This is a genomic window from Hafnia paralvei (genome assembly GCF_020150375.1).
GTDB classification, from domain to species: Bacteria; Pseudomonadota; Gammaproteobacteria; order Enterobacterales; family Enterobacteriaceae; genus Hafnia; species Hafnia paralvei.
On the sequence record NZ_CP083737.1, the window covers coordinates 4,279,783 to 4,301,354 of the forward strand.

11 protein-coding genes, 1 tRNA gene and 3 rRNA genes are annotated in these 21,572 nt (G+C 48.7%); 2 read left to right on the plus strand and 13 right to left on the minus strand.

What is annotated here, in order from left to right:
* Window positions 1-59: 59 nt before the first annotated feature.
* The 3 genes from K9N75_RS19770 to K9N75_RS19780 all read right to left on the minus strand — a co-directional run bounded on the left by K9N75_RS19770 (window position 60) and on the right by K9N75_RS19780 (window position 3,728).
* Entirely contained in the window at window positions 60-998 is a 939-nt protein-coding gene (locus K9N75_RS19770; RefSeq protein ID WP_008815437.1) for a pseudouridine-5'-phosphate glycosidase, read from the minus strand.
* Window positions 995-2,113, minus strand: a complete 1,119-nt coding sequence (locus K9N75_RS19775) for a PfkB family carbohydrate kinase (RefSeq protein ID WP_008815438.1) — start codon at window positions 2,111-2,113, stop codon at window positions 995-997. The genes K9N75_RS19770 and K9N75_RS19775 overlap by 4 nt, the downstream gene beginning before the upstream one ends.
* A 424-nt stretch (window positions 2,114-2,537) precedes the next feature.
* Window positions 2,538-3,728 (minus strand): amino acid aminotransferase, encoded by a 1,191-nt coding sequence (locus K9N75_RS19780; RefSeq protein WP_224452034.1) that lies wholly within the window; start codon window positions 3,726-3,728, stop codon window positions 2,538-2,540.
* Between the two features lie 237 nt (window positions 3,729-3,965).
* Between K9N75_RS19780 and dkgA the strand changes: the two genes are divergently transcribed.
* Window positions 3,966-4,796, plus strand: coding sequence for a 2,5-didehydrogluconate reductase DkgA (dkgA, locus tag K9N75_RS19785; protein WP_008815440.1), 831 nt, complete (start codon window positions 3,966-3,968; stop codon window positions 4,794-4,796).
* Between the two features lie 49 nt (window positions 4,797-4,845).
* On the opposite strand, the gene K9N75_RS19790 is transcribed toward dkgA, so the two are convergent.
* The gene (locus K9N75_RS19790) at window positions 4,846-7,164 is read right to left on the minus strand and encodes a YgiQ family radical SAM protein (RefSeq protein ID WP_224452035.1); all 2,319 of its coding nucleotides are present in this window, start codon (window positions 7,162-7,164) and stop codon (window positions 4,846-4,848) included.
* 274 nt (window positions 7,165-7,438) lie between these two features.
* On the opposite strand from K9N75_RS19790, the gene treR reads away from it, so the two are divergent.
* Window positions 7,439-8,398, plus strand: coding sequence for a trehalose operon repressor TreR (gene treR / locus K9N75_RS19795; RefSeq protein ID WP_224452036.1), 960 nt, complete (start codon window positions 7,439-7,441; stop codon window positions 8,396-8,398).
* On the opposite strand, the gene aceK is transcribed toward treR, so the two are convergent.
* The 9 genes from aceK to K9N75_RS19840 form a co-directional block, all read right to left on the minus strand.
* Window positions 8,395-10,113, minus strand: a complete 1,719-nt coding sequence (gene aceK / locus K9N75_RS19800) for a bifunctional isocitrate dehydrogenase kinase/phosphatase (protein ID WP_020303498.1) — start codon at window positions 10,111-10,113, stop codon at window positions 8,395-8,397. The genes treR and aceK overlap by 4 nt on opposite strands.
* A 122-nt stretch (window positions 10,114-10,235) precedes the next feature.
* Complete coding sequence (gene aceA, locus K9N75_RS19805; protein WP_224452037.1) at window positions 10,236-11,546, minus strand: isocitrate lyase; 1,311 nt, start codon at window positions 11,544-11,546, stop codon at window positions 10,236-10,238.
* Between the two features lie 61 nt (window positions 11,547-11,607).
* On the minus strand, window positions 11,608-13,206 hold the full coding sequence (gene aceB / locus K9N75_RS19810) for a malate synthase A (protein WP_224452038.1): 1,599 nt from the start codon (window positions 13,204-13,206) through the stop codon (window positions 11,608-11,610).
* A gap of 365 nt (window positions 13,207-13,571) precedes the next feature.
* A complete protein-coding gene (gene metA / locus K9N75_RS19815) occupies window positions 13,572-14,501 on the minus strand; it encodes a homoserine O-acetyltransferase MetA (protein ID WP_004096975.1) in 930 nt (309 codons plus the stop codon).
* A gap of 149 nt (window positions 14,502-14,650) precedes the next feature.
* Entirely contained in the window at window positions 14,651-15,952 is a 1,302-nt protein-coding gene (locus K9N75_RS19820; RefSeq protein ID WP_039184538.1) for an MFS family transporter, read from the minus strand.
* A 442-nt stretch (window positions 15,953-16,394) separates the two neighbouring features.
* Window positions 16,395-16,510 (minus strand): 5S ribosomal RNA (gene rrf / locus K9N75_RS19825).
* Window positions 16,511-16,624: 114 nt separating this feature from the next.
* Window positions 16,625-19,533 (minus strand): 23S ribosomal RNA (locus K9N75_RS19830).
* Window positions 19,534-19,782: 249 nt separating this feature from the next.
* Window positions 19,783-19,858: transfer RNA gene (locus K9N75_RS19835), tRNA-Glu, on the minus strand.
* A gap of 138 nt (window positions 19,859-19,996) precedes the next feature.
* Window positions 19,997-21,539, minus strand: a 16S ribosomal RNA gene (locus K9N75_RS19840).
* Together the 16S, 23S and 5S rRNA genes with 1 tRNA gene alongside form the textbook arrangement of a ribosomal RNA operon.
* Window positions 21,540-21,572: the final 33 nt, after the last annotated feature.

Consider the following 21,572-nt stretch of genomic DNA (forward strand, 5'->3'; position numbering starts at 1 on the left):
GGTCGGCGTTTTTATTTAGTTGTTAATATCAGGATAAAACTTAAGGAATAACGCTGTTTTTATGCTGCCGTTTCTTGGTAACAACGTGCAATCTGAGCAGCCAATTTTGCATTGTTGAATACCAATTGAATATTCGAGTGCAGGCTATCACCTCCTGTCAGTTCAGCCACTCTCGCCAGTAGGAACGGCGTACTATCTTTACCATGGATACCCTGTTCAACCGACTCCTGAACCGCCTGCTCAATAGCAGCATTAATTTTGGCTTCAGGCATCGCAAACTGCTCAGGGATCGGGTTAGCAATTACCATTCCGCCTTCCAAACCAGACTGCCACTTAGTCGCCATTGCTTTGGCAATCTGCTCTGGTTCATCTAATTGGATGCTGACTGAGAATGGGCTAGTGCGGCAGAAAAATGCCGGTAATACCTGAGTCCGATAGCCAATCAACGGCACACCGTGAGTCTCAAGATATTCCGTGGTGAGGCCTAAATCTAGAATCGATTTGGCACCCGCACAAATCACCGCCACGTTGGTTTTCGCCAGCTCTTGTAGATCCGCAGAGATATCAAATGTTTGCTCGGCACCGCGGTGAACACCGCCAATACCGCCGGTAGCAAAGACATGGATGCCTGCCATTTCGGCGATAATCATGGTAGACGCCACGGTTGTTGCACCATTCTTCCCTGCGGCTACGATAAACGGCAGATCTCGGCGACTCACTTTTGCCACGTTGTGACCTTCTTTGCCAAGTAATTCAATCTCTTCGCGAGATAAGCCCGCTTTCATTCGGCCATTAATAATCGCAATCGTTGCCGGAACAGCGCCGTTTTCACGGATTTGCTGCTCTACCGCCAACGCCGTTTCCGCATTTTGTGGATAAGGCATGCCATGAGAGATAATGGTAGATTCTAAAGCAACAACAGGACGATTATTGGCTAATGCCTCAGCTACTTCCGGCGAAATATCCAGATACTCATTGGTCATAACGTTATTTTTCATGATTGTAATTCCAACAGTTTTTGAACACTGCCATTTGACAGATTAGGGTTATTGGTAAACTCAGATGAAAGGGTTAATGCAGAACATCCCTGTGCAAAACGAATACTTTCGGCAAGCGTCATATCCTCCAGCCAACAGCTGGCCAGCCCTGCCATCATGGCATCACCGGCACCAGTGACGTTCACGATATTGACCGGCAGAGGGCTGGACCAGCCGCTTTGACCGTCAATTTCACTGTAATAAACACCCGCAGGTCCCATACTCAGCGCAATTCTCTGTACACCTTGTTCGTGGAACCATGTCGCCACAGCGGGAGCATCTTGCGGGCCAGTAATCGTCATCCCGCTAAGGATCTCAGCCTCAAGGCGATTCGGTTTCAGCGTATGAATATGTGATAACCAATTGCGAATTTTTGGTGCTTTAAATGCAGAGACCGTATCTACAAAGATTGGAACGCTACCTGCGTGGCTAAATAACCATGCCAGAGCATCTTCCGTCAGGTTACAATCCACCACTAATACACCCGCGTGCTGAATAAGATCTTTGGACGTTGCTAATAATGCCGGTGTTAGCTTCTCTAATATCCGCATATCATTAATAGCGACTAGCATTTCGCCACTTTCATCTAACAAAGAAACGTAGGTTGATGTGCTTTCGCCATGTAACTTGTGAAAACTATCAATATGGACACCGGCTAATTTTGCCTGTTCTAATAATGTATCGCCGTAAAAGTCATCGCCAACCACCGAAATCAAATGGCATTCACGACCTAATAAGGCAATGTTTTGTGCTATATTTCGCCCGACACCGCCGGGCGTGCACTTTATTTTCCCTGGGTTGGAGTCTTCATAAACTAATTTAGATGCAGAGTATCCGCAGACATCCATATTAGTGGAGCCTACAGTCACCACATAACTGTGTTCAGATAATATATATCCCTTTCCTTTGATATATCCTTTCTTCATTAAATTCATAATATGTCCTGCTACACCAGAGCGGCTAATACCTAAAACATCGGCAATTTCCTGCTGTGGGATCAAAGGATCACGTCTCAGAAGCTGCAATATCTGCTTTTCTCGGCTAGTCATATTGGACACTTGTTTGTTTTTAAACATGCGTTTGTTTTAAGCTGCTATTGGAAAACAGTAAAGCGAGATTTAGAAGTTTGAGAAGGAATTGGGAAGGCGATCGTAATTAGTGTGAATACGTTTTCATCCCTTATTTTGTGAACTCTATCATGCTATCAATCTGGCTATTTATGCCTAAAACCTACAGAAAAAAACATTAAAAATAATGCAGAATTTTATTCTTTTAATAACGATTAAAAAACATAGAGATAGGAATTTTCTAAAAAAATTCTAACTTTTGTTTGTTCAGCCAGCCATTATCGATTTTGAGCGATTCATCAGTGTGCAACTTGCTTAGAGCAACGAGATCGGCTTCACGTTTACCCAGCCGCTTTTTGACAGTTACGCTTGAAAAAATGGCATAAAAAAAGCTCCCGAGAATATCGGGAGCTTAAGCAATAGAACAACAGAGCTACACCGCAGCAAAAGACTGAGCGATACGCTGCGCGTTAGCATGGTTCATGCCCGCGACACACATGCGCCCGCTGGCGATCAGGTACACACCAAACTCTTCGCGTAAGCGATCGACCTGCTTGGCACTCAGGCCGGTGTAACTGAACATACCGCGTTGGCTCATCAGGTAATCAAAATTACGTTGCGGCAAGACAGCTTTAAGCCCATCCACCAGCGTACGACGCATTTCAATAATGCGAAGGCGCATGCTTTCCACTTCTTCCAGCCACATTGCCTTTAGCTTAGGATCGTTAAGTACAGTAGCGACCACCTGAGCACCAAAGTTTGGTGGACTGGAGTAAATACGACGTACGGTAGCTTTAAGCTGACCTAGTACACGATTTGCCGCTTCAGGGCTCTCACATACGACGGATAGCCCGCCAACACGCTCACCGTAGAGCGAGAAAATTTTCGAGAAGGAGTTACTGACCAAGCAAGGTAGCTCAGCCTGCGCCATCGCACGGATAGCATAGGCGTCCTCCTCCATACCAGCCCCAAAACCTTGGTAAGCAATATCAAGGAACGGGATAAGCTCACGCGCTTTCGCTACTTCAATGACGCGATCCCATTGTTCATTGGTGAGATCGGATCCCGTTGGATTATGGCAGCAGGGATGCATCAAAACGATACTGCGAGCAGGCAGCTGATTTAGCGTGTTCAGCATGGCATCAAAGTTAACACCCAACGTTTCAGGATCGAAATACGGATACTGATGCACTTTGAAACCCGCCCCCGAGAAGATCGCAATATGGTTTTCCCATGTTGGATCACTAACCCACACTTCAGAGTCAGGGAAATAATGTTTTAAGAAATCGGCCCCCACTTTTAGCGCACCAGAACCACCAATCGTCTGCACCGTAGCAATACGATTTTGGGCAACCATAGAGTTCGAATCGCCAAACAGCAAACTCTGAATCGCGCTACGATAAGGCGCTAACCCTTCCATTGGGAGATATAACGATGCTGCGCCAGCACGCGCATTAAGGAGCTCTTCTGCTGCGGCCACCGCTTTAAGCTGAGGAATAGTACCTTCCTCGTCATAGTATAAACCGATGCTAAGGTTTACTTTATCTGCACGAGGATCCTGTTTGAAGGTATCCATCAGCGAAAGGATCGGGTCGCCTGCGTAGGCGTCAACATGCTGAAACACGGGTGCTCTCCTTGGAATCACGGGTGGGTAAAACGGCTGTAATGCCCTAAATAATTGGCGTAGCTAACGCAACAAGTATGACGGGCATAAACACAATAACCTTGTCGATGACCATAAAGCTATAGCCAATTACTTCGTCCAGACCGATCTTTTTGGGCTAGGCTTAATGAATATGTTTTCACTAGAACGGACTGGCTTTTCTGTTCGGCCTATCCAGTAGATGTAAAGGAGATAACTATGTCCACACAACCTCTTATCAAGCTGAGCGACGGTCACGCGATGCCACAGCTGGGTTTAGGCGTTTGGCAAGCGACGAATGAACAAGTGGTGACGGCAATCGAAACCGCTCTGGAAACGGGGTATCGCTCAATTGATACCGCAGCAATTTACGGCAACGAAGAAGGCGTTGGTAAAGCGCTGGCGGCCTCAAACATTTCTCGCGACGAGCTATTTATCACCACAAAACTGTGGAATTCAGATCAAAGCAATCCCGCTAAAGCACTTGAAGAAAGCCTGCAGAAATTGCGACTCGACTATGTCGATCTATACCTGATTCACTGGCCGGCACCGGCACAAGACAAATATGTTTCCGCTTGGAAATCACTGATTGATTTGAAAAAGCAGGGGTTAATTAAGAGCATTGGTGTGTGTAACTTTAATATCCCGCATTTACAGCGTTTGATCGACGAGACCGGCGTTTCACCCACCGTAAATCAAATTGAACTGCACCCCTTAATGCAGCAAAAACCAATGCATGCATGGAATGCGACACATCATATCGCCACTGAATCTTGGAGCCCGCTAGCACAAGGCGGCGAAGGTGTATTTGATACCGAGATCATTCATAAGTTGGCACAAAAATATGGAAAAAGCCCAGCGCAGATCGTCATCCGTTGGCATCTAGATTCAGGGCTGATCGTGATCCCTAAATCGGTCACGCCTAAACGCATCCGTGAAAATTTTGGGGTGTTTGATTTTAAACTGGATAAAGAAGAGTTGAGCCAAATAGCTAAACTGGATTGTGGTAAACGCCTGGGTCCAGATCCTGATACGTTTGAGAAAATCTAGTATCAGCCATCCTTCACCTCCCCCTATTCAGGGGGAGGCATAAAGAATATTACTTACCTTTTGCCACGCGAGATGCTTTTCGCCCCGCACTCGTTCCCGTTGAAGGTCTGTTCGCTCCAGACTTTGCCGTTTGTGGTTTGCCTTTGAAAGGCTTACCTGCTGACGCGGCTTTATCATGAGATTTATCACGTCCTGCTGCTGACGCGTCGCTGCGAATCGCTTTTGGCTTCGCATTGCGCTGCTCAGGCTTAGCGGGAGCGCCAGTGTGTTTAGTCATCGCCGGACGCATATTTCGTTGATAACCACGGCGCGCTTCGCGCTGCTCTTCCAAGGTTGGCGCAGGAACTAAACATTCACGGCGAGCACCAATCAAATGCTTCATGCCCATCTCTTCTAACGCGGTACGGATCATTGGCCAGTTAGCCGGATCGTGATAGCGCAGCAACGCTTTGTGCAGACGGCGCTGACGATCGCCTTTAGGCACCACAACATCTTCACTTTTGTAATCCACCTTGCCCAATGGGTTTTTGCCCGTGTGATACATGGTGGTGGAGTTCGCTAGCGGTGATGGATAGAAGTTTTGTACCTGATCCAAACGGAAGCGGTTTTTCTTCAGCCATAACGCCAAATTCACCATATCTTCGTCACGCGTTCCCGGATGAGCAGAAATAAAGTAGGGAATCAGGTACTGCTCTTTACCGGCTTGTTTGGAATAGGTATCAAACAGCTCTTTAAAGCGGTGATAACTGCCCATACCCGGCTTCATCATCTTGGACAGAGGCCCTTCTTCGGTATGCTCTGGCGCAATTTTCAGGTAGCCGCCAACGTGATGAGTCGCCAACTCCTTGATGTAACGTGGATCCTCGACTGCCAGATCATAACGCACACCAGATGCGATCAGGATTTTCTTCACACCCTCGAGATCGCGGGCGCGACGGTAAAGTTTGATCGTCGGCTCATGGTTGGTATCCATGTGCTGGCAGATTTCTGGATAAACACAGGAAGCACGACGGCAGGTTTGCTCAGCACGCGGAGACTGACAACGCAGCATGTACATGTTAGCCGTTGGGCCACCAAGATCGGAAATCACGCCGGTAAAACCAGGAACTTTATCGCGGATCTCTTCGATCTCACGAATGATAGAATCTTCGGAACGACTCTGAATGATGCGTCCTTCATGCTCGGTGATCGAGCAGAACGAACAGCCACCATAGCAACCACGCATAATATTGATGGAAAAGCGGATCATCTCATAGGCAGGAATGCGCGCACTGCCGTAGGAAGGATGAGGGACTCGTTGATAAGGCAGCGCAAATACGCTGTCCATTTCTTCCGTGCTCAGCGGGATCGCAGGAGGGTTAATCCAGATATAACGGTCGCCATGCTTTTGCATTAAGGCTCGTGCGCAGCCAGGATTGGTTTCATGATGCAAAATACGCGACGTATGCGCATACAGCACTTTGTCATTTTTCACTTTTTCATAAGATGGCAGCAGCACGTAGGTTTTCTCCCACGGCTTTGGCTTAGGCGCACGCACGGTAATCGTCTGCACGTCGTCATCTTTTTTCTTGCCCGCATCAGGAGCACAGGCAAGATCGTCGCCATAAGGGTTTGGGATCGGTTCGATACGTCCCGGCTTATCCAAGCGCGTAGAGTCAACACCGCTCCAGCCCGGTAAAGCGTCTTTGCGCATGACAGCGGTGTTGCGAACATCAACGATGCTTGAAATTGGCTCGCCAGAAGCCAAACGATGTGCAACCTCAACCAGAGGACGCTCACCGTTGCCATACATCAGCATGTCTGCTTTCGAATCCACCAGTACAGATCGGCGAACAGTGTCAGACCAATAGTCATAATGAGCAATACGACGCAGGCTAGCCTCAATACCGCCTAAAATAACCGGAACGTCACTGAATGCTTCTTTACAGCGCTGGGTATAAACCAGCGTGGCGCGATCGGGGCGTTTGCCGCTTTCATTATTTGGCGTATAAGCATCATCGTGACGCAATTTTCGGTCTGCTGTGTAACGATTAATCATCGAATCCATATTGCCGGCGGTCACGCCGTAAAATAGATTCGGTTTGCCTAAACGCATGAAATCTTCTTTGCTGGTCCAATCCGGCTGCGCAATGATACCGACACGGAAGCCCTGTGCTTCGAGCATACGGCCAACAATCGCCATACCAAAACTTGGATGGTCAACATAAGCGTCGCCGGTAACCAAAACGATGTCACAGCTATCCCAGCCAAGAGTATCCATTTCTTCACGCGACATGGGTAAGAACGGGGCGGTACCATAACACTCGGCCCAATATGGCGTGTAGGAGAACAAATCGCGTTCTGGCTGGATCAGGCTGATACTACTCATGACATCACTCTTTTTTATGTATTGGGGGAAGATTGCACTGCGGCAGATTGGGCTAACATTCAGGAGCTAACGCTTGTGGTTAACAAAGCACCAATATCAGGGCGGCGATTATACGCATTTGCTCGTACAAAAGAGAGGGATATTTATAGTTTATACCCATGAGCCCTACTCATACGGCATGTCGCAGCCCCCAAAGTTAACGGGCAATACTTGCCTTAGACCACATTAGCCACAACAATAGCGTAATAACTTCTCACTGTGCGCCCATAAACCTATGTCCAACCGATTGACGATTAAAGATATTGCTCGCCTTAGCGGCGTGGGTAAATCCACGGTTTCTCGCGTCATTAATAAAGAATCCGGCGTCAAACCAGAAACGCGCGCACGCGTGGAAGAAATTATTAACCAGCAAAATTTTGCACCCTCAAAATCTGCTCGAGCCATGCGCGGTCAAACAGATAAAGTGGTCGCTATTATCGTGTCTCGCCTCGATTCCAATGCTGAAAATCAGGCCGTTCGCGCGATGTTACCGATGCTGTATGCGCAAGGCTATGACCCTATTTTATTAGAGAGTCAATTTGAACCAGAACGCGTGCAGGAGCACTTAACCGTGCTATCCCGTCGTCATGTCGACGGCATTCTGCTCTTCGGTTTCACCGGTTTAAATGAGTCTATGCTGTTGCCGTGGCGAGACAAGCTAGTCGTTCTCGCATGGGAATATGAGCAATTAACGTCGGTTCGCTATGACGATAGTGGGGCTGTAACCTTATTGATGAATGCACTGCTCGCAAAGCATCATAAAAATATTGCGTTCGTTGGCGTGAAACTATCGGATGCGACAACGGGTGGCCGGCGCTATAAAACCTATCAGTCCCTGTGCCAAAAACATCAATTAACACCCTCTAGCGCTCTCGGTGAGTTAACTTATCAAAGTGGCTATCAGCTGGCACAGCAGGTGATATGCCCCGAGACAACGGCAATTATCTGTGCTTCGGATACCATTGCCCTTGGTGTAAGTAAGTACTTACAGGAGCGGTCTAGAGGTGATGTTGTCGTCTGCGGTATGGGTAATAATTCGTTGCTCGAATTCTTATACCCGCAAACTTTTTCTATCGATCTAGGCTACGCCGAAGGTGGACGTCTGGCCGTGAAGCAATTACTCACTTTGCTGCATAATCCTGAATCTCATCGCCACATTACCGTTCCTTGTGTACTGCGTACCCCTGCTAATTAACGTTGCGCAAAACGACGTTTACGGCGATAGGCAAATACATCATCTACCATGCCGTTGTTGATCCTTTGCTGCAAGCTGCGCCAATAGTTTGCGGTAAATAAATCACCGTGCATTTCAGCAAAAAGCCGCCTAATGCGCGCATCTCCGCATAGAAAATGTTGAAACTCCTCAGGGAAAACATCATTGGGCGAAATGCTGTACCAAGGCTCACTGGCCATCTCATCCTCGGGGTAGCGCGGCGGGGGTATATCACGGAAGTTTACCTCCGTCATATAGCAAATTTCGTCATAATCATAGAACACCACACGCCCATGTCTGGTGACTCCAAAGTTTTTAAACAGCATATCACCAGGAAAAATATTGGCCGCGGCCAGCTGTTTGATGGCATTGCCATATTCTTCAATCGCATCATGTAACTGACGTTCATCAGCCTGCTCAAGATATATGTTAAGCGGTATCATTCTGCGTTCAATATAGAGGTGGCGAATCACAATCCTATCGCCTAAATCTTCCAATTTTTCAGGAACTTCTTTTTGTAACTCTTCCATCAAATCTGGACTAATACGCCATTTTTCGATAACAAAGTTTTCGTACTCTTGTGTATCCGCCATGCGCCCCACGCGATCATGCTCCTTAACCAACTGATAGCAGGCCTGAACACGTGCCGGATCGACTTCCTTTTGTGGCGCAAAGGTGTCTTTAATCACCTTAAATACTCGATCAAAAGAGGGTAATGTAAATACCAGCATCACCATACCGCGGATACCCGGCGCGATGATGAATTGCTCTTTTGACTCAGCCAAATGTTTTAAATATTCGCGGTAGTATTCCGTCTTTCCGTGCTTTTGACAGCCTATCGCCATATATAATTCAGCCGTCGTTTTACCCGGTAAAATCTCGCGTAACCAGTCAACAAGTGCTGCAGGTAAGGGGGCATACACCATAAAGTAGGAGCGAGCGAAACCAAAAACGATACTGGCCTCGTCCAAGCGTGTTAAACAAGTATCAACAAATAGCGCTCCCGCTTCATTATGATGAATAGGCAACAGAAATGGATAAACCCCCTCTGGCGTGTGCAGTTTTCCCACCAGCCATGCTGCTTTATTACGGTAAAACAGTTCATTAGCCACCTGCAAACGACTGCAATTTAACGTTTCGGCGCTAAACGTATTTTCCAAATGACCCACGATATAATTCACGTCTCGAGCACGATCCTCCCACGGCAGACGCAGCGGCAGCTCGGTCAGAAGATCGCTAATGAGAAAACGCCAACCGTTATCTGGTTTGAACGTTCTGGCCAACGGACGGGGAAACTCGCGCCAATGGCGTTCGGGCTGAGAGCTAAAAACAAACAGCTTATCTGGCGTCAATTCTCGATGATTGAACAGGCGGCAATAGACCGAATTAAAAAAGCTTTCAGCAATTTCAAAGCGCGGATATTCCGGTAACATTTCAGTGTATACGGTTTTCACCCGCGCGAGAAATTCGGCGTCATGGCATAAAGGCCCCGTCATCCGGCGCAACTGCTCCACGACCAGTCCAACATGATGGTCATACAGATGAATACGCTTTTTCATCGCCTGTTGGATAGCCGCCCAATTCGCTTTTTCAAAGCGCTGCTGGGCTCCGGCGGTAATTTCAAGAAAGCGCCCATACTGCGCATCAAAGCCCTGTAAGATCGTTTGAGCAATCAGTTGTTCCATACCAATAGCCATCTCTGCCACCTCACCTGCTATCCGACAAAAACGGGCAGAGCATCTGCCCTACCCGTTCAAATATCCAAAATCGTTGGTGTGCGGCCGCCCAACATTCTGACCGCGTTAAATTCGCTGGATACTTAGAATTGCTGCTCTTCCGTCGATCCCGTCAGCGCTGTCACCGAAGATACCCCGCCCTGAATCACATTGGTGACCTTATCGAAATAGCCCGTTCCGACTTCTTGCTGATGAGAGGCAAAGGTGTAACCCTGCTTTTGCGCCGCAAACTCACGCTCTTGGACTTTCTCTACGTAGTGTTTCATCCCTTCGCCGTTGGCATAGGCATGAGCCAAGTCGAACATGTTGAACCACATGCTGTGAATGCCCGCCAGCGTGATGAATTGGTATTTGTACCCCATCGCAGAAAGCTCATCTTGGAAACGCGCAATGGTTTGATCGTCTAGATTCTTTTTCCAGTTGAAGGATGGAGAACAGTTATAGGCCAGCAGTTTGTCGGGATACTGTGCATGAATGGCGTCAGCAAAGCGTTTCGCTGCATCTAGATCTGGTGTCGAAGTTTCACACCATACTAAGTCTGCATACGGCGCGTAGGCTAAGCCACGGCTGATTGCCTGCTCAATGCCAGCATGAGTACGGAAGAAGCCTTCAACGGTGCGCTCACCCGTCACAAATGCGCTATCGTAGCTGTCGCAGTCCGAGGTAATTAAATCGGCGGCGTCAGCATCGGTGCGCGCAATCACTAGGGTAGGAACCCCCAGAACGTCAGCCGCTAAACGTGCTGCAACCAGCTTTTGGATAGCCTCTTGTGTTGGAACCAGAACCTTACCCCCCATGTGGCCACATTTTTTCACTGAGGCCAGTTGGTCTTCGAAATGGACGCCACCGGCACCCGCTTCAATCATCGACTTCATCAGTTCAAACGCATTCAGCACACCGCCAAACCCCGCTTCAGCATCCGCAACAATAGGCAGGAAGTAGTCGGTAAATTTGCTGTCGCCCGGCTCAATACCGTTTGCCCACTGGATCTGATCTGCGCGACGAAATGAATTATTGATACGCTCAACCACGGCGGGTACTGAATTCACCGGATACAGTGACTGATCGGGATACATACTGGATGCCAGATTCGCATCGGCAGCCACTTGCCAACCAGACAAATAAATCGCCTCTACGCCAGCCTTTGCCTGCTGTAGCGCCTGACCTCCAGTCAGTGCCCCAAGGCAATTGACGTAGCCTTTGCGCGAACCGCCATGCAGCAGCTCCCACAGTTTCGCCGCACCTTTTTGGGCCAGAGTGCACTCTGGATTCACCGAACCGCGTAGATTAACCACATCATTTGCGCTGTAAGGGCGAGTAATACCCTCCCAACGCGGGTTAGTTTTCCAATCCTGTTCCAACTGCTGAATTTGCTGATTACGTGAGGTAGACATGGCAAGCGCTCCTTGGCTTTTTCTCTATTTTATTGTTCGGTATAGGGTTAGGTTGTAGGGCTTAATTCAACAGTTCGTAACCAGGTAGCGTCAGGAAATCAATGAGCTCACTGCTGGTTGTAATCCGTTCCATTAGGCGTGCAGCTTCATCAAAACGACCGCTATCAAAGCGTGCATCACCAAGCTCTTGACGAATCACCTGCATTTCTTCTTTCAGTAGCTGGCGGAAAAGCACTGGCGTTACCTGCAGGCCATTGCTGAGCGTTTTGCCATGATGGATCCACTGCCAAATTGAGGTACGAGAGATTTCAGCGGTCGCCGCATCTTCCATCAGTCCATAGATTGGCACACAGCCATTACCGGAAATCCATGCCTCAATGTATTGAACCGCAACGCGAATATTGGCACGCATACCTTCTTCAGTTCGTTCTCCGGGACATGGCTCTAGCAGTTGTTGTGCCGTAATCGGCTCATCTTGGGAGCGACTAACGTCTAGCTGGTTCTGGCGATCGCCCAATACCCGACCGAATACCTGCATGACTTCATCTGCCAGTCCCGGATGAGCAACCCAAGTGCCGTCATGACCATTGTTTGCCTCTAACTCTTTGTCAGCACGAACCTTGTCCATGACCCATGCGTTGCGCTCAGCGTCTTTGCTCGGAATAAACGCTGCCATTCCTCCCATGGCAAAAGCACCACGCTTGTGGCAGGTTTTGATCAAAAGCCGTGAGTAAGCACTCAAGAACGGTTTTTCCATCGTGACTGACTGACGGTCGGGCAAAACGCGATCGCTATGATTCTTTAGTGTCTTGATATAGCTGAAGATGTAATCCCAGCGGCCACAGTTCAAACCAACGATGTGATCGCGCAGACTATGTAAGATTTCATCCATCTGGAATACGGCCGGTAGCGTTTCTATCAACACGGTGGCTTTGATCGTTCCACGCGGCATATCGAAACGATCTTCAGTAAAGCTGAAGATCTCACTCCACCATGCTGTCTCATGGTAAGACTCCGTTTTCGGCAGATAGAAATAGGGGCCGCTACCCTTCTCCAGCAGAGCTTTGTAGTTGTGGAAGAAGTACAAGGCAAAATCAAACAGGCCGCCGGGGATAGGCTCACCTTGCCAAGTGACATGCTTTTCCGGCAAATGTAGCCCACGGACACGAGCGATTAACACTGCTGGATTTGGTTTTAGCTGATAGATCTTTCCTGCTTCGTTGGTAAAGCTAATCGTTCCATTTACGGCATCGCGTAAATTAACTTGGCCTTCAATCACTTTGTCCCAGTTTGGCGCCAATGAGTCTTCAAAGTCAGCCATGAAAACTTTAACGTTAGCATTGAGCGCGTTAATCACCATCTTGCGTTCAACGGGTCCCGTGATCTCCACACGCCGGTCTTGAAGATCGCTCGGAATACCGCGAATTTTCCAGTTTGAACTTTTAATGGAATCCGTTTCCGAAATAAAATCCGGTAGTTCTCCACGGTCTATAGCTTGCTGTTGCACCTTACGTGCGGCCAACAACTTATCCCGCTGTGGGGCAAACCGAGCCACTAGATCGGTCAAGAACTCGACTGCACCGTCTGTCAGAATCTGACGTTCATTACTGCCAAACCGCTGACTAAACGCCAACTCTGTATCTATTGCCTGTTGTGTCATCTGTCTGTCTCCTGCCTAAACTCGGGACGTAATCAAATTCCCGTTCCTGTCATTCAGCCAACTTTCCCGTTGCTAATAAGCGATTAAATTTCGCACCAACAGATTAAAGAGTAGACAGTGATTTCATTAAATCAAAAACAATTTCCATTTTTATTTAAATTATTTTTATATGTCTTATTTTTCATATAGATAGAATGACATATTGATTTGCACAGCAAGAAAACCGATTCCATTAATATTTTTAAACACAGATTATTGTTAATTAAGAAAAAGAATGAGAGGGACGAACATGAGGAATGGTTTCGCTGCCAAACAGAAATTCAGCAGCGCAATTGGTAAGGAGGCGCTAAACAGATGGAGAGGGGCTATTCCAACGTCGGATTCATATAGCGCAAATCAAACGGCGTAATCTGATAAACGTAGTAGTTTAACCAGTTAGTAAACAGTAGGTGTCCATGGCTACGCCAAGAGGCTTTCGGACTATTTTCTGGGTTATCATCTGGGAAATAGTTCACTGGCACATCCGGCGTCAGCCCCGCAGCAACATCGCGGAAATACTCACCAGATAAGGTGTGAGCATCATATTCCGGATGCCCTGTGACAAAAGCCATGCGCTTGTCTTTAGTCGCAAACAGATAAGCTCCGGCCTGTTCTGATTCAGCCAAAATATCGAGATCGGTATATTCACGAAGCACATCGACAGGAAAATCAGCGTAACGAGAATGAGGTGCCAAAAAGGTTTCGTCAAACCCGCGGGTGAGTAGCGCCAGCGGTTGTAAAGTTTGATGATGGTAAACGCCAGAGAGTTTAGTTTCACGCGTAAGCTTTGGAAGACCATATAATACATTCAATGCAGCCTGTACTGCCCAACACACAAACAGCGTTGAAGTGACATGCTCTTTCGCCCAATGCACGATCTGCTCAATCTGTGGCCAATACGCCACATCGCAAAAATCTACCAGCCCGAGAGGGGCGCCGGTCACGATCAAGCCATCAAAATTTTGATCTTTGATATCTTCGAAATTACAGTAAAAGTTATCCAAGTGTTCGGCTGGCGTATTCTTAGACTCACGGCTATCGATTCGCAATAGCTGCACATCAATTTGTAGAGGGGAGTTAGAAAGCAAGCGTAGAAACTGATTTTCCGTCTCTATCTTCTTAGGCATCAGATTGAGTACCAGAACCTTTAGCGGGCGGATTTCTTGTGTTGCAGCACGCGAAGATGGCATCACAAATACGTTTTCATTCCGCAAAAAACTTACGGCTGGTAGTTCATCTGGCACCCTGATTGGCATAATCGCTGCTCCTAGACTCTTTTATAGAAAAGCATCCATATAAACGTTTAGACTTCTAGATGCCTGACGATAACGAGTTTTTAGCGGCTTGTACAGCGTGCAGGATGAAGTTGAAAATCTTTCATCCTGCACGTCGCCAATCTTGAGCCTTACATTTTGATTTCCTGACCTTTTTTATGCAGCAGCAAAGAAACTAACATCGCGATAAAACACATACCGGAAACATACCAGAAGAAAGCCGTCTCAATGCCTGCCGCTTTCATCGACAAAGCGACATATTCAGCAGAGCCGCCAAATAACGCGTTGCCCACCGCATAAGAAAGTCCAACGCCCAGAGCTCGCACCTCTGGTGGGAACATCTCGGCCTTCAGCAAGCCACCAATCGAGGTGTATAGACTCACGATTGTCAGCGCTAGCACGATCATCACGAAGGCCAGATAAGGGTTAGTCACATCTTGCAAGGTTGTCAAAATCGGTACAGTAAGCAAAGAGGCTAATGCACCAAAAGCAATCATCGAATTACGGCGCCCCACTTTATCAGATAGCCCACCAAAAATCGGTTGTAGCAGCATGAAGACAAATAGAGCCGCAGTCATAATTCCGCTCGCCATTTTCGCATCCATACCTGCGGTGTTGACCAGATATTTTTGCATATAGGTAGTGAACGTATAGAAGCTGAGTGAGCCTCCTGCGGTAAAACCGAGCACCATCAGGAAAGCTTTTTTATTGTTCCATAACCCTGAGAGCGTCCCAGCATCCTTACGTTTCCTTGTTTCCTTGCTCGAGGTCTCGTGCAGTGAACGGCGCAAATAAAGTGCAACTACTGCCAGCAGCGCGCCTAGCACGAATGGCACTCGCCATCCCCATGAACGAAGCTCTTCCGTACTCAGTGTTTGCTGTAAAACCACTAACACCAGTAGAGCAAGCAGTTGGCCACCGATCAATGTGACATATTGGAATGATGCGTAGAATCCGCGCTTGCCCTCAACGGCTACCTCGCTCATGTATGTGGCACTGGTTCCATACTCCCCACCAACGGACAGCCCTTGGAATAGGCGAGCTAGAAGCAACAGGGCAGGAGCCCAGTTACCTATGGATGCATAGGTCGGTAAACAGGCAATCACCAACGAGCCACAACACATCATACAGACTGAAATCATCATCGATGTACGGCGGCCATGCTTATCTGCAATATAGCCAAACACCCAACCACCGATAGGACGCATGAGAAAACCAGCAGCAAACACACCCGCCGTTTGCAGAAGCTGCGTTGTGGAATCACCACTGGGGAAAAACACGGGAGCGAAGTAAAGCGCACAGAATGAATAAACATAGAAATCAAACCATTCGACAAGGTTGCCTGATGAAGCACCGACAATAGCGAAGATGCGCTTGCGAGTATCTTGCTCACCTGAGTTCTGCCCAGTCAGAGCTGGAGTAGTATCTGCCATAACAATTCCCCTACAGAGGTAAAAGGGTGCAATGGTCATTTGCCATGCACTTAATGTAAGTAAATTGTTATATATTGGTTAAAATAACACTTCAATAGCTAGCTAACCAATGAGAAAGACTCGAGGTACTTGCAGCGCTTTTTGTGATATCTGTGGGAAATTTGGCTGTATGAAGGCGTTTACTTGAATGGACAAATGATCAGATTTGTTCAAATGTTAGACAAAACAAAAAAGCCCCATGCTTTCGCATGAGGCTTTTTCGTTTATTTAATGCCTGGCAGTTGTATGACGGGCTTCCTGCCCGTCACCCTTCGGGCAGCACTTCGCGCTGTGCAAATCCGTTCCCGACGGATTTGTCCTACTCAAAGCGTAACTCACCGACAAACATCAAATAAACAAAAAAGCCCCATGCTTTCGCATGAGGCTTTTTCGTTTATTTGATGCCTGGCAGTTCCCTACTCTCGCATGGGGAGACCCCACACTACCATCGGCGCTACGGCGTTTCACTTCTGAGTTCGGCATGGGGTCAGGTGGGACCACCGCGCTATCGCCGCCAGGCAAATTCTGTTAATCAACCCGCCGCGTATATCGCTATACCCAGCCAGTTAATCCAATCTTTGAACAAGCCTACTCTTTGTCTTAGTCTCTCAACCAAAACACCTTCGGTGTTGTAAGGTTAAGCCTCACGGATCATTAGTACTGGTTAGCTCAACGTATCGCTACGCTTACACACCCAGCCTATCAACGTCTTAGTCTTAAACGTTCCTTTAGGAGACTCAAGGTCTCAGGGAAGACTCATCTCGAGGCAAGTTTCGCGCTTAGATGCTTTCAGCGCTTATCTTTTCCGCATTTAGCTACCGGGCAATGCCATTGGCATGACAACCCGAACACCAGTGATGCGTCCACTCCGGTCCTCTCGTACTAGGAGCAGCCCCTCTCAATCTTCCAACGCCCACGGCAGATAGGGACCGAACTGTCTCACGACGTTCTAAACCCAGCTCGCGTACCACTTTAAATGGCGAACAGCCATACCCTTGGGACCTACTTCAGCCCCAGGATGTGATGAGCCGACATCGAGGTGCCAAACACCGCCGTCGATATGAACTCTTGGGCGGTATCAGCCTGTTATCCCCGGAGTACCTTTTATCCGTTGAGCGATGGCCCTTCCATTCAGAACCACCGGATCACTATGACCTACTTTCGTACCTGCTCGAGCCGTCACTCTCGCAGTCAAGCTAGCTTATGCCATTGCACTAACCTCACGATGTCCGACCGTGATTAGCTAACCTTCGTGCTCCTCCGTTACTCTTTAGGAGGAGACCGCCCCAGTCAAACTACCCACCAGACACTGTCCTCAATCCCGATTAGGGACCGGAGTTAGAACATCAAACATTAAAGGGTGGTATTTCAAGGTTGGCTCCATGCAGACTGGCGTCCACACTTCAAAGCCTCCCACCTATCCTACACATCAAGGCTCAATGTTCAGTGTCAAGCTATAGTAAAGGTTCACGGGGTCTTTCCGTCTTGCCGCGGGTACACTGCATCTTCACAGCGAGTTCAATTTCACTGAGTCTCGGGTGGAGACAGCCTGGCCATCATTACGCCATTCGTGCAGGTCGGAACTTACCCGACAAGGAATTTCGCTACCTTAGGACCGTTATAGTTACGGCCGCCGTTTACTGGGGCTTCGATCAAGAGCTTCGCCTTGCGGCTGACCCCATCAATTAACCTTCCAGCACCGGGCAGGCGTCACACCGTATACGTCCACTTTCGTGTTTGCACAGTGCTGTGTTTTTATTAAACAGTTGCAGCCAGCTGGTATCTTCGACTGGCTTCAGCTCCATCCGCAAGGGACTTCACCTACGCGCCAGCGTGCCTTCTCCCGAAGTTACGGCACCATTTTGCCTAGTTCCTTCACCCGAGTTCTCTCAAGCGCCTTGGTATTCTCTACCTGACCACCTGTGTCGGTTTGGGGTACGATTCAATGTTACCTAGAGCTTAGAGGCTTTTCCTGGAAGCTTGGCATCAACTACTTCATCACCGTAGTGACTCGTCATCACGCCTCAGGGTTGATATGCGACCGGATTTACCAAGTCACACCCCCTACACGCTTAAACCGGGACAACCGTCGCCCGGATAGCCTAGCCTTCTCCGTCCCCCCTTCGCAGTAACACCGAGTACAGGAATATTAACCTGTTTCCCATCGACTACGCCTTTCGGCCTCGCCTTAGGGGTCGACTCACCCTGCCCCGATTAACGTTGGACAGGAACCCTTGGTCTTCCGGCGAGCGGGTTTTTCACCCGCTTTATCGTTACTTATGTCAGCATTCGCACTTCTGATACCTCCAGCAACCCTCACAGGCCACCTTCACAGGCTTACAGAACGCTCCCCTACCCAACAACACCTAAGTGTCGCTGCCGCAGCTTCGGTGCATAGTTTAGCCCCGTTACATCTTCCGCGCAGGCCGACTCGACCAGTGAGCTATTACGCTTTCTTTAAATGATGGCTGCTTCTAAGCCAACATCCTGGCTGTCTATGCCTTCCCACATCGTTTCCCACTTAACTATGACTTTGGGACCTTAGCTGGCGGTCTGGGTTGTTTCCCTCTTCACGACGGACGTTAGCACCCGCCGTGTGTCTCCCGTGATAACATTCTTCGGTATTCGTAGTTTGCATCGAGTTGGTAAGTCGGGATGACCCCCTAGTCGAAACAGTGCTCTACCCCCGAAGATGAGTTCACGAGGCGCTACCTAAATAGCTTTCGGGGAGAACCAGCTATCTCCCGGTTTGATTGGCCTTTCACCCCCAGCCACAAGTCATCCGCTAATTTTTCAACATTAGTCGGTTCGGTCCTCCAGTTAGTGTTACCCAACCTTCAACCTGCCCATGGCTAGATCACCGGGTTTCGGGTCTATACCTTGCAACTTGACGCCCAGTTAAGACTCGGTTTCCCTACGGCTCCCCTATTCGGTTAACCTTGCTACAAAATATAAGTCGCTGACCCATTATACAAAAGGTACGCAGTCACCCCATAAAAGAGGCTCCCACTGCTTGTACGTACACGGTTTCAGGTTCTATTTCACTCCCCTCGCCGGGGTTCTTTTCGCCTTTCCCTCACGGTACTGGTTCACTATCGGTCAGTCAGGAGTATTTAGCCTTGGAGGATGGTCCCCCCATATTCAGACAGGATGTCACGTGTCCCGCCCTACTCATCGAACTCACAGCATATGCATTTTCAAGTACGGGGCTATCACCCTGTATCGCCGGACTTTCCAGACCGTTCCTCTGACACATACGCTGATTAAGGTTCTGGGCTGCTCCCCGTTCGCTCGCCGCTACTAGGGGAATCTCGGTTGATTTCTTTTCCTCAGGGTACTTAGATGTTTCAGTTCCCCTGGTTCGCTTCGTTAAGCTATGTATTCACTTAACGATAGTGCAACGAATTGCACTGGGTTTCCCCATTCGGAAATCGTCGGTTATAACGCTTCATATCAGCTTACCGACGCTTATCGCAGATTAGCACGTCCTTCATCGCCTCTGACTGCCTAGGCATCCACCGTGTACGCTTAGTCACTTAACCTCACAACCCGAAGGTGTCTCTTGGTGAACGCGGTTACGAACCGGTTCAAGACAACATTCAAGATTGCAAAAAATTGAGAGACTGCTTAATGCTCGCTGTGTCAGTGTTTGACCGAAGTCATTCTCACAGCGGCTTAAGCTTTCAAATTTCAGCTTGTTCCAGATTGTTAAAGAGCAATATCTTAAACACGACTTAATCAAGTCATCTTTAAGATATTCAGGTGATAATGTCTTTCACTCATTATCGGAATGGCGTCCCCAAGGGGATTCGAACCCCTGTTACAGCCGTGAAAGGGCAGTGTCCTAGGCCTCTAGACGATGGGGACACGAAAATACCGACAAAGCTTACACTTTCTCGTTTCGTATCAGCATGAGTCTTAAAACTCACAACATCAACAGGTGCTCTTGCTCATTAATTTCATCAGACAATCTGTGTGGACACTGCACTTAACGCTATCTTTAGGTAAGGAGGTGATCCAACCGCAGGTTCCCCTACGGTTACCTTGTTACGACTTCACCCCAGTCATGAATCACAAAGTGGTAAGCGCCCTCCCGAAGGTTAAGCTACCTACTTCTTTTGCAACCCACTCCCATGGTGTGACGGGCGGTGTGTACAAGGCCCGGGAACGTATTCACCGTAGCATTCTGATCTACGATTACTAGCGATTCCGACTTCATGGAGTCGAGTTGCAGACTCCAATCCGGACTACGACATACTTTATGAGGTCCGCTTGCTCTCGCGAGTTCGCTTCTCTTTGTATATGCCATTGTAGCACGTGTGTAGCCCTACTCGTAAGGGCCATGATGACTTGACGTCATCCCCACCTTCCTCCGGTTTATCACCGGCAGTCTCCTTTGAGTTCCCGACATTACTCGCTGGCAACAAAGGATAAGGGTTGCGCTCGTTGCGGGACTTAACCCAACATTTCACAACACGAGCTGACGACAGCCATGCAGCACCTGTCTCAGAGTTCCCGAAGGCACTAAGCTATCTCTAGCAAATTCTCTGGATGTCAAGAGTAGGTAAGGTTCTTCGCGTTGCATCGAATTAAACCACATGCTCCACCGCTTGTGCGGGCCCCCGTCAATTCATTTGAGTTTTAACCTTGCGGCCGTACTCCCCAGGCGGTCGACTTAACGCGTTAGCTCCGGAAGCCACGCCTCAAGGGCACAACCTCCAAGTCGACATCGTTTACAGCGTGGACTACCAGGGTATCTAATCCTGTTTGCTCCCCACGCTTTCGCACCTGAGCGTCAGTCTTTGTCCAGGGGGCCGCCTTCGCCACCGGTATTCCTCCAGATCTCTACGCATTTCACCGCTACACCTGGAATTCTACCCCCCTCTACAAGACTCTAGCTTGCCAGTTTCAAATGCAGTTCCCAAGTTAAGCTCGGGGATTTCACATCTGACTTAACAAACCGCCTGCGTGCGCTTTACGCCCAGTAATTCCGATTAACGCTTGCACCCTCCGTATTACCGCGGCTGCTGGCACGGAGTTAGCCGGTGCTTCTTCTGCGAGTAACGTCAATCACCAAGGTTATTAACCTTAATGCCTTCCTCCTCGCTGAAAGTACTTTACAACCCGAAGGCCTTCTTCATACACGCGGCATGGCTGCATCAGGCTTGCGCCCATTGTGCAATATTCCCCACTGCTGCCTCCCGTAGGAGTCTGGACCGTGTCTCAGTTCCAGTGTGGCTGGTCATCCTCTCAGACCAGCTAGAGATCGTCGCCTAGGTGAGCCATTACCCCACCTACTAGCTAATCCCATCTGGGCACATCTGATGGCGTGAGGCCCGAAGGTCCCCCACTTTGGTCCGAAGACGTCATGCGGTATTAGCTACCGTTTCCAGTAGTTATCCCCCTCCATCAGGCAGTTTCCCAGACATTACTCACCCGTCCGCCGCTCGTCACCCAGAGAGCAAGCTCTCTTGTGCTACCGCTCGACTTGCATGTGTTAGGCCTGCCGCCAGCGTTCAATCTGAGCCATGATCAAACTCTTCAATTAAAAGCTTGATGTGCTTCAACAAGTGAAGCGATG

What these genes read in the sequence shown, in the direction of transcription:
- K9N75_RS19775 (WP_008815438.1), bottom strand. Translation starts at nt 2,113, where the DNA reads ATGTTTAAAAACAAACAAGTGTCCAATATGACTAGCCGAGAAAAGCAG.
- metA (WP_004096975.1), bottom strand. Translation starts at nt 14,501, where the DNA reads ATGCCAATCAGGGTGCCAGATGAACTACCAGCCGTAAGTTTTTTGCGG.
- K9N75_RS19820 (WP_039184538.1), bottom strand. Translation starts at nt 15,952, where the DNA reads ATGGCAGATACTACTCCAGCTCTGACTGGGCAGAACTCAGGTGAGCAA.
- aceB (WP_224452038.1), bottom strand. Translation starts at nt 13,206, where the DNA reads ATGACACAACAGGCAATAGATACAGAGTTGGCGTTTAGTCAGCGGTTT.
- K9N75_RS19770 (WP_008815437.1), bottom strand. Translation starts at nt 998, where the DNA reads ATGAAAAATAACGTTATGACCAATGAGTATCTGGATATTTCGCCGGAA.
- aceA (WP_224452037.1), bottom strand. Translation starts at nt 11,546, where the DNA reads ATGTCTACCTCACGTAATCAGCAAATTCAGCAGTTGGAACAGGATTGG.
- aceK (WP_020303498.1), bottom strand. Translation starts at nt 10,113, where the DNA reads ATGGCTATTGGTATGGAACAACTGATTGCTCAAACGATCTTACAGGGC.
- K9N75_RS19790 (WP_224452035.1), bottom strand. Translation starts at nt 7,164, where the DNA reads ATGAGTAGTATCAGCCTGATCCAGCCAGAACGCGATTTGTTCTCCTAC.
- treR (WP_224452036.1), top strand. Translation starts at nt 7,439, where the DNA reads ATGTCCAACCGATTGACGATTAAAGATATTGCTCGCCTTAGCGGCGTG.
- dkgA (WP_008815440.1), top strand. Translation starts at nt 3,966, where the DNA reads ATGTCCACACAACCTCTTATCAAGCTGAGCGACGGTCACGCGATGCCA.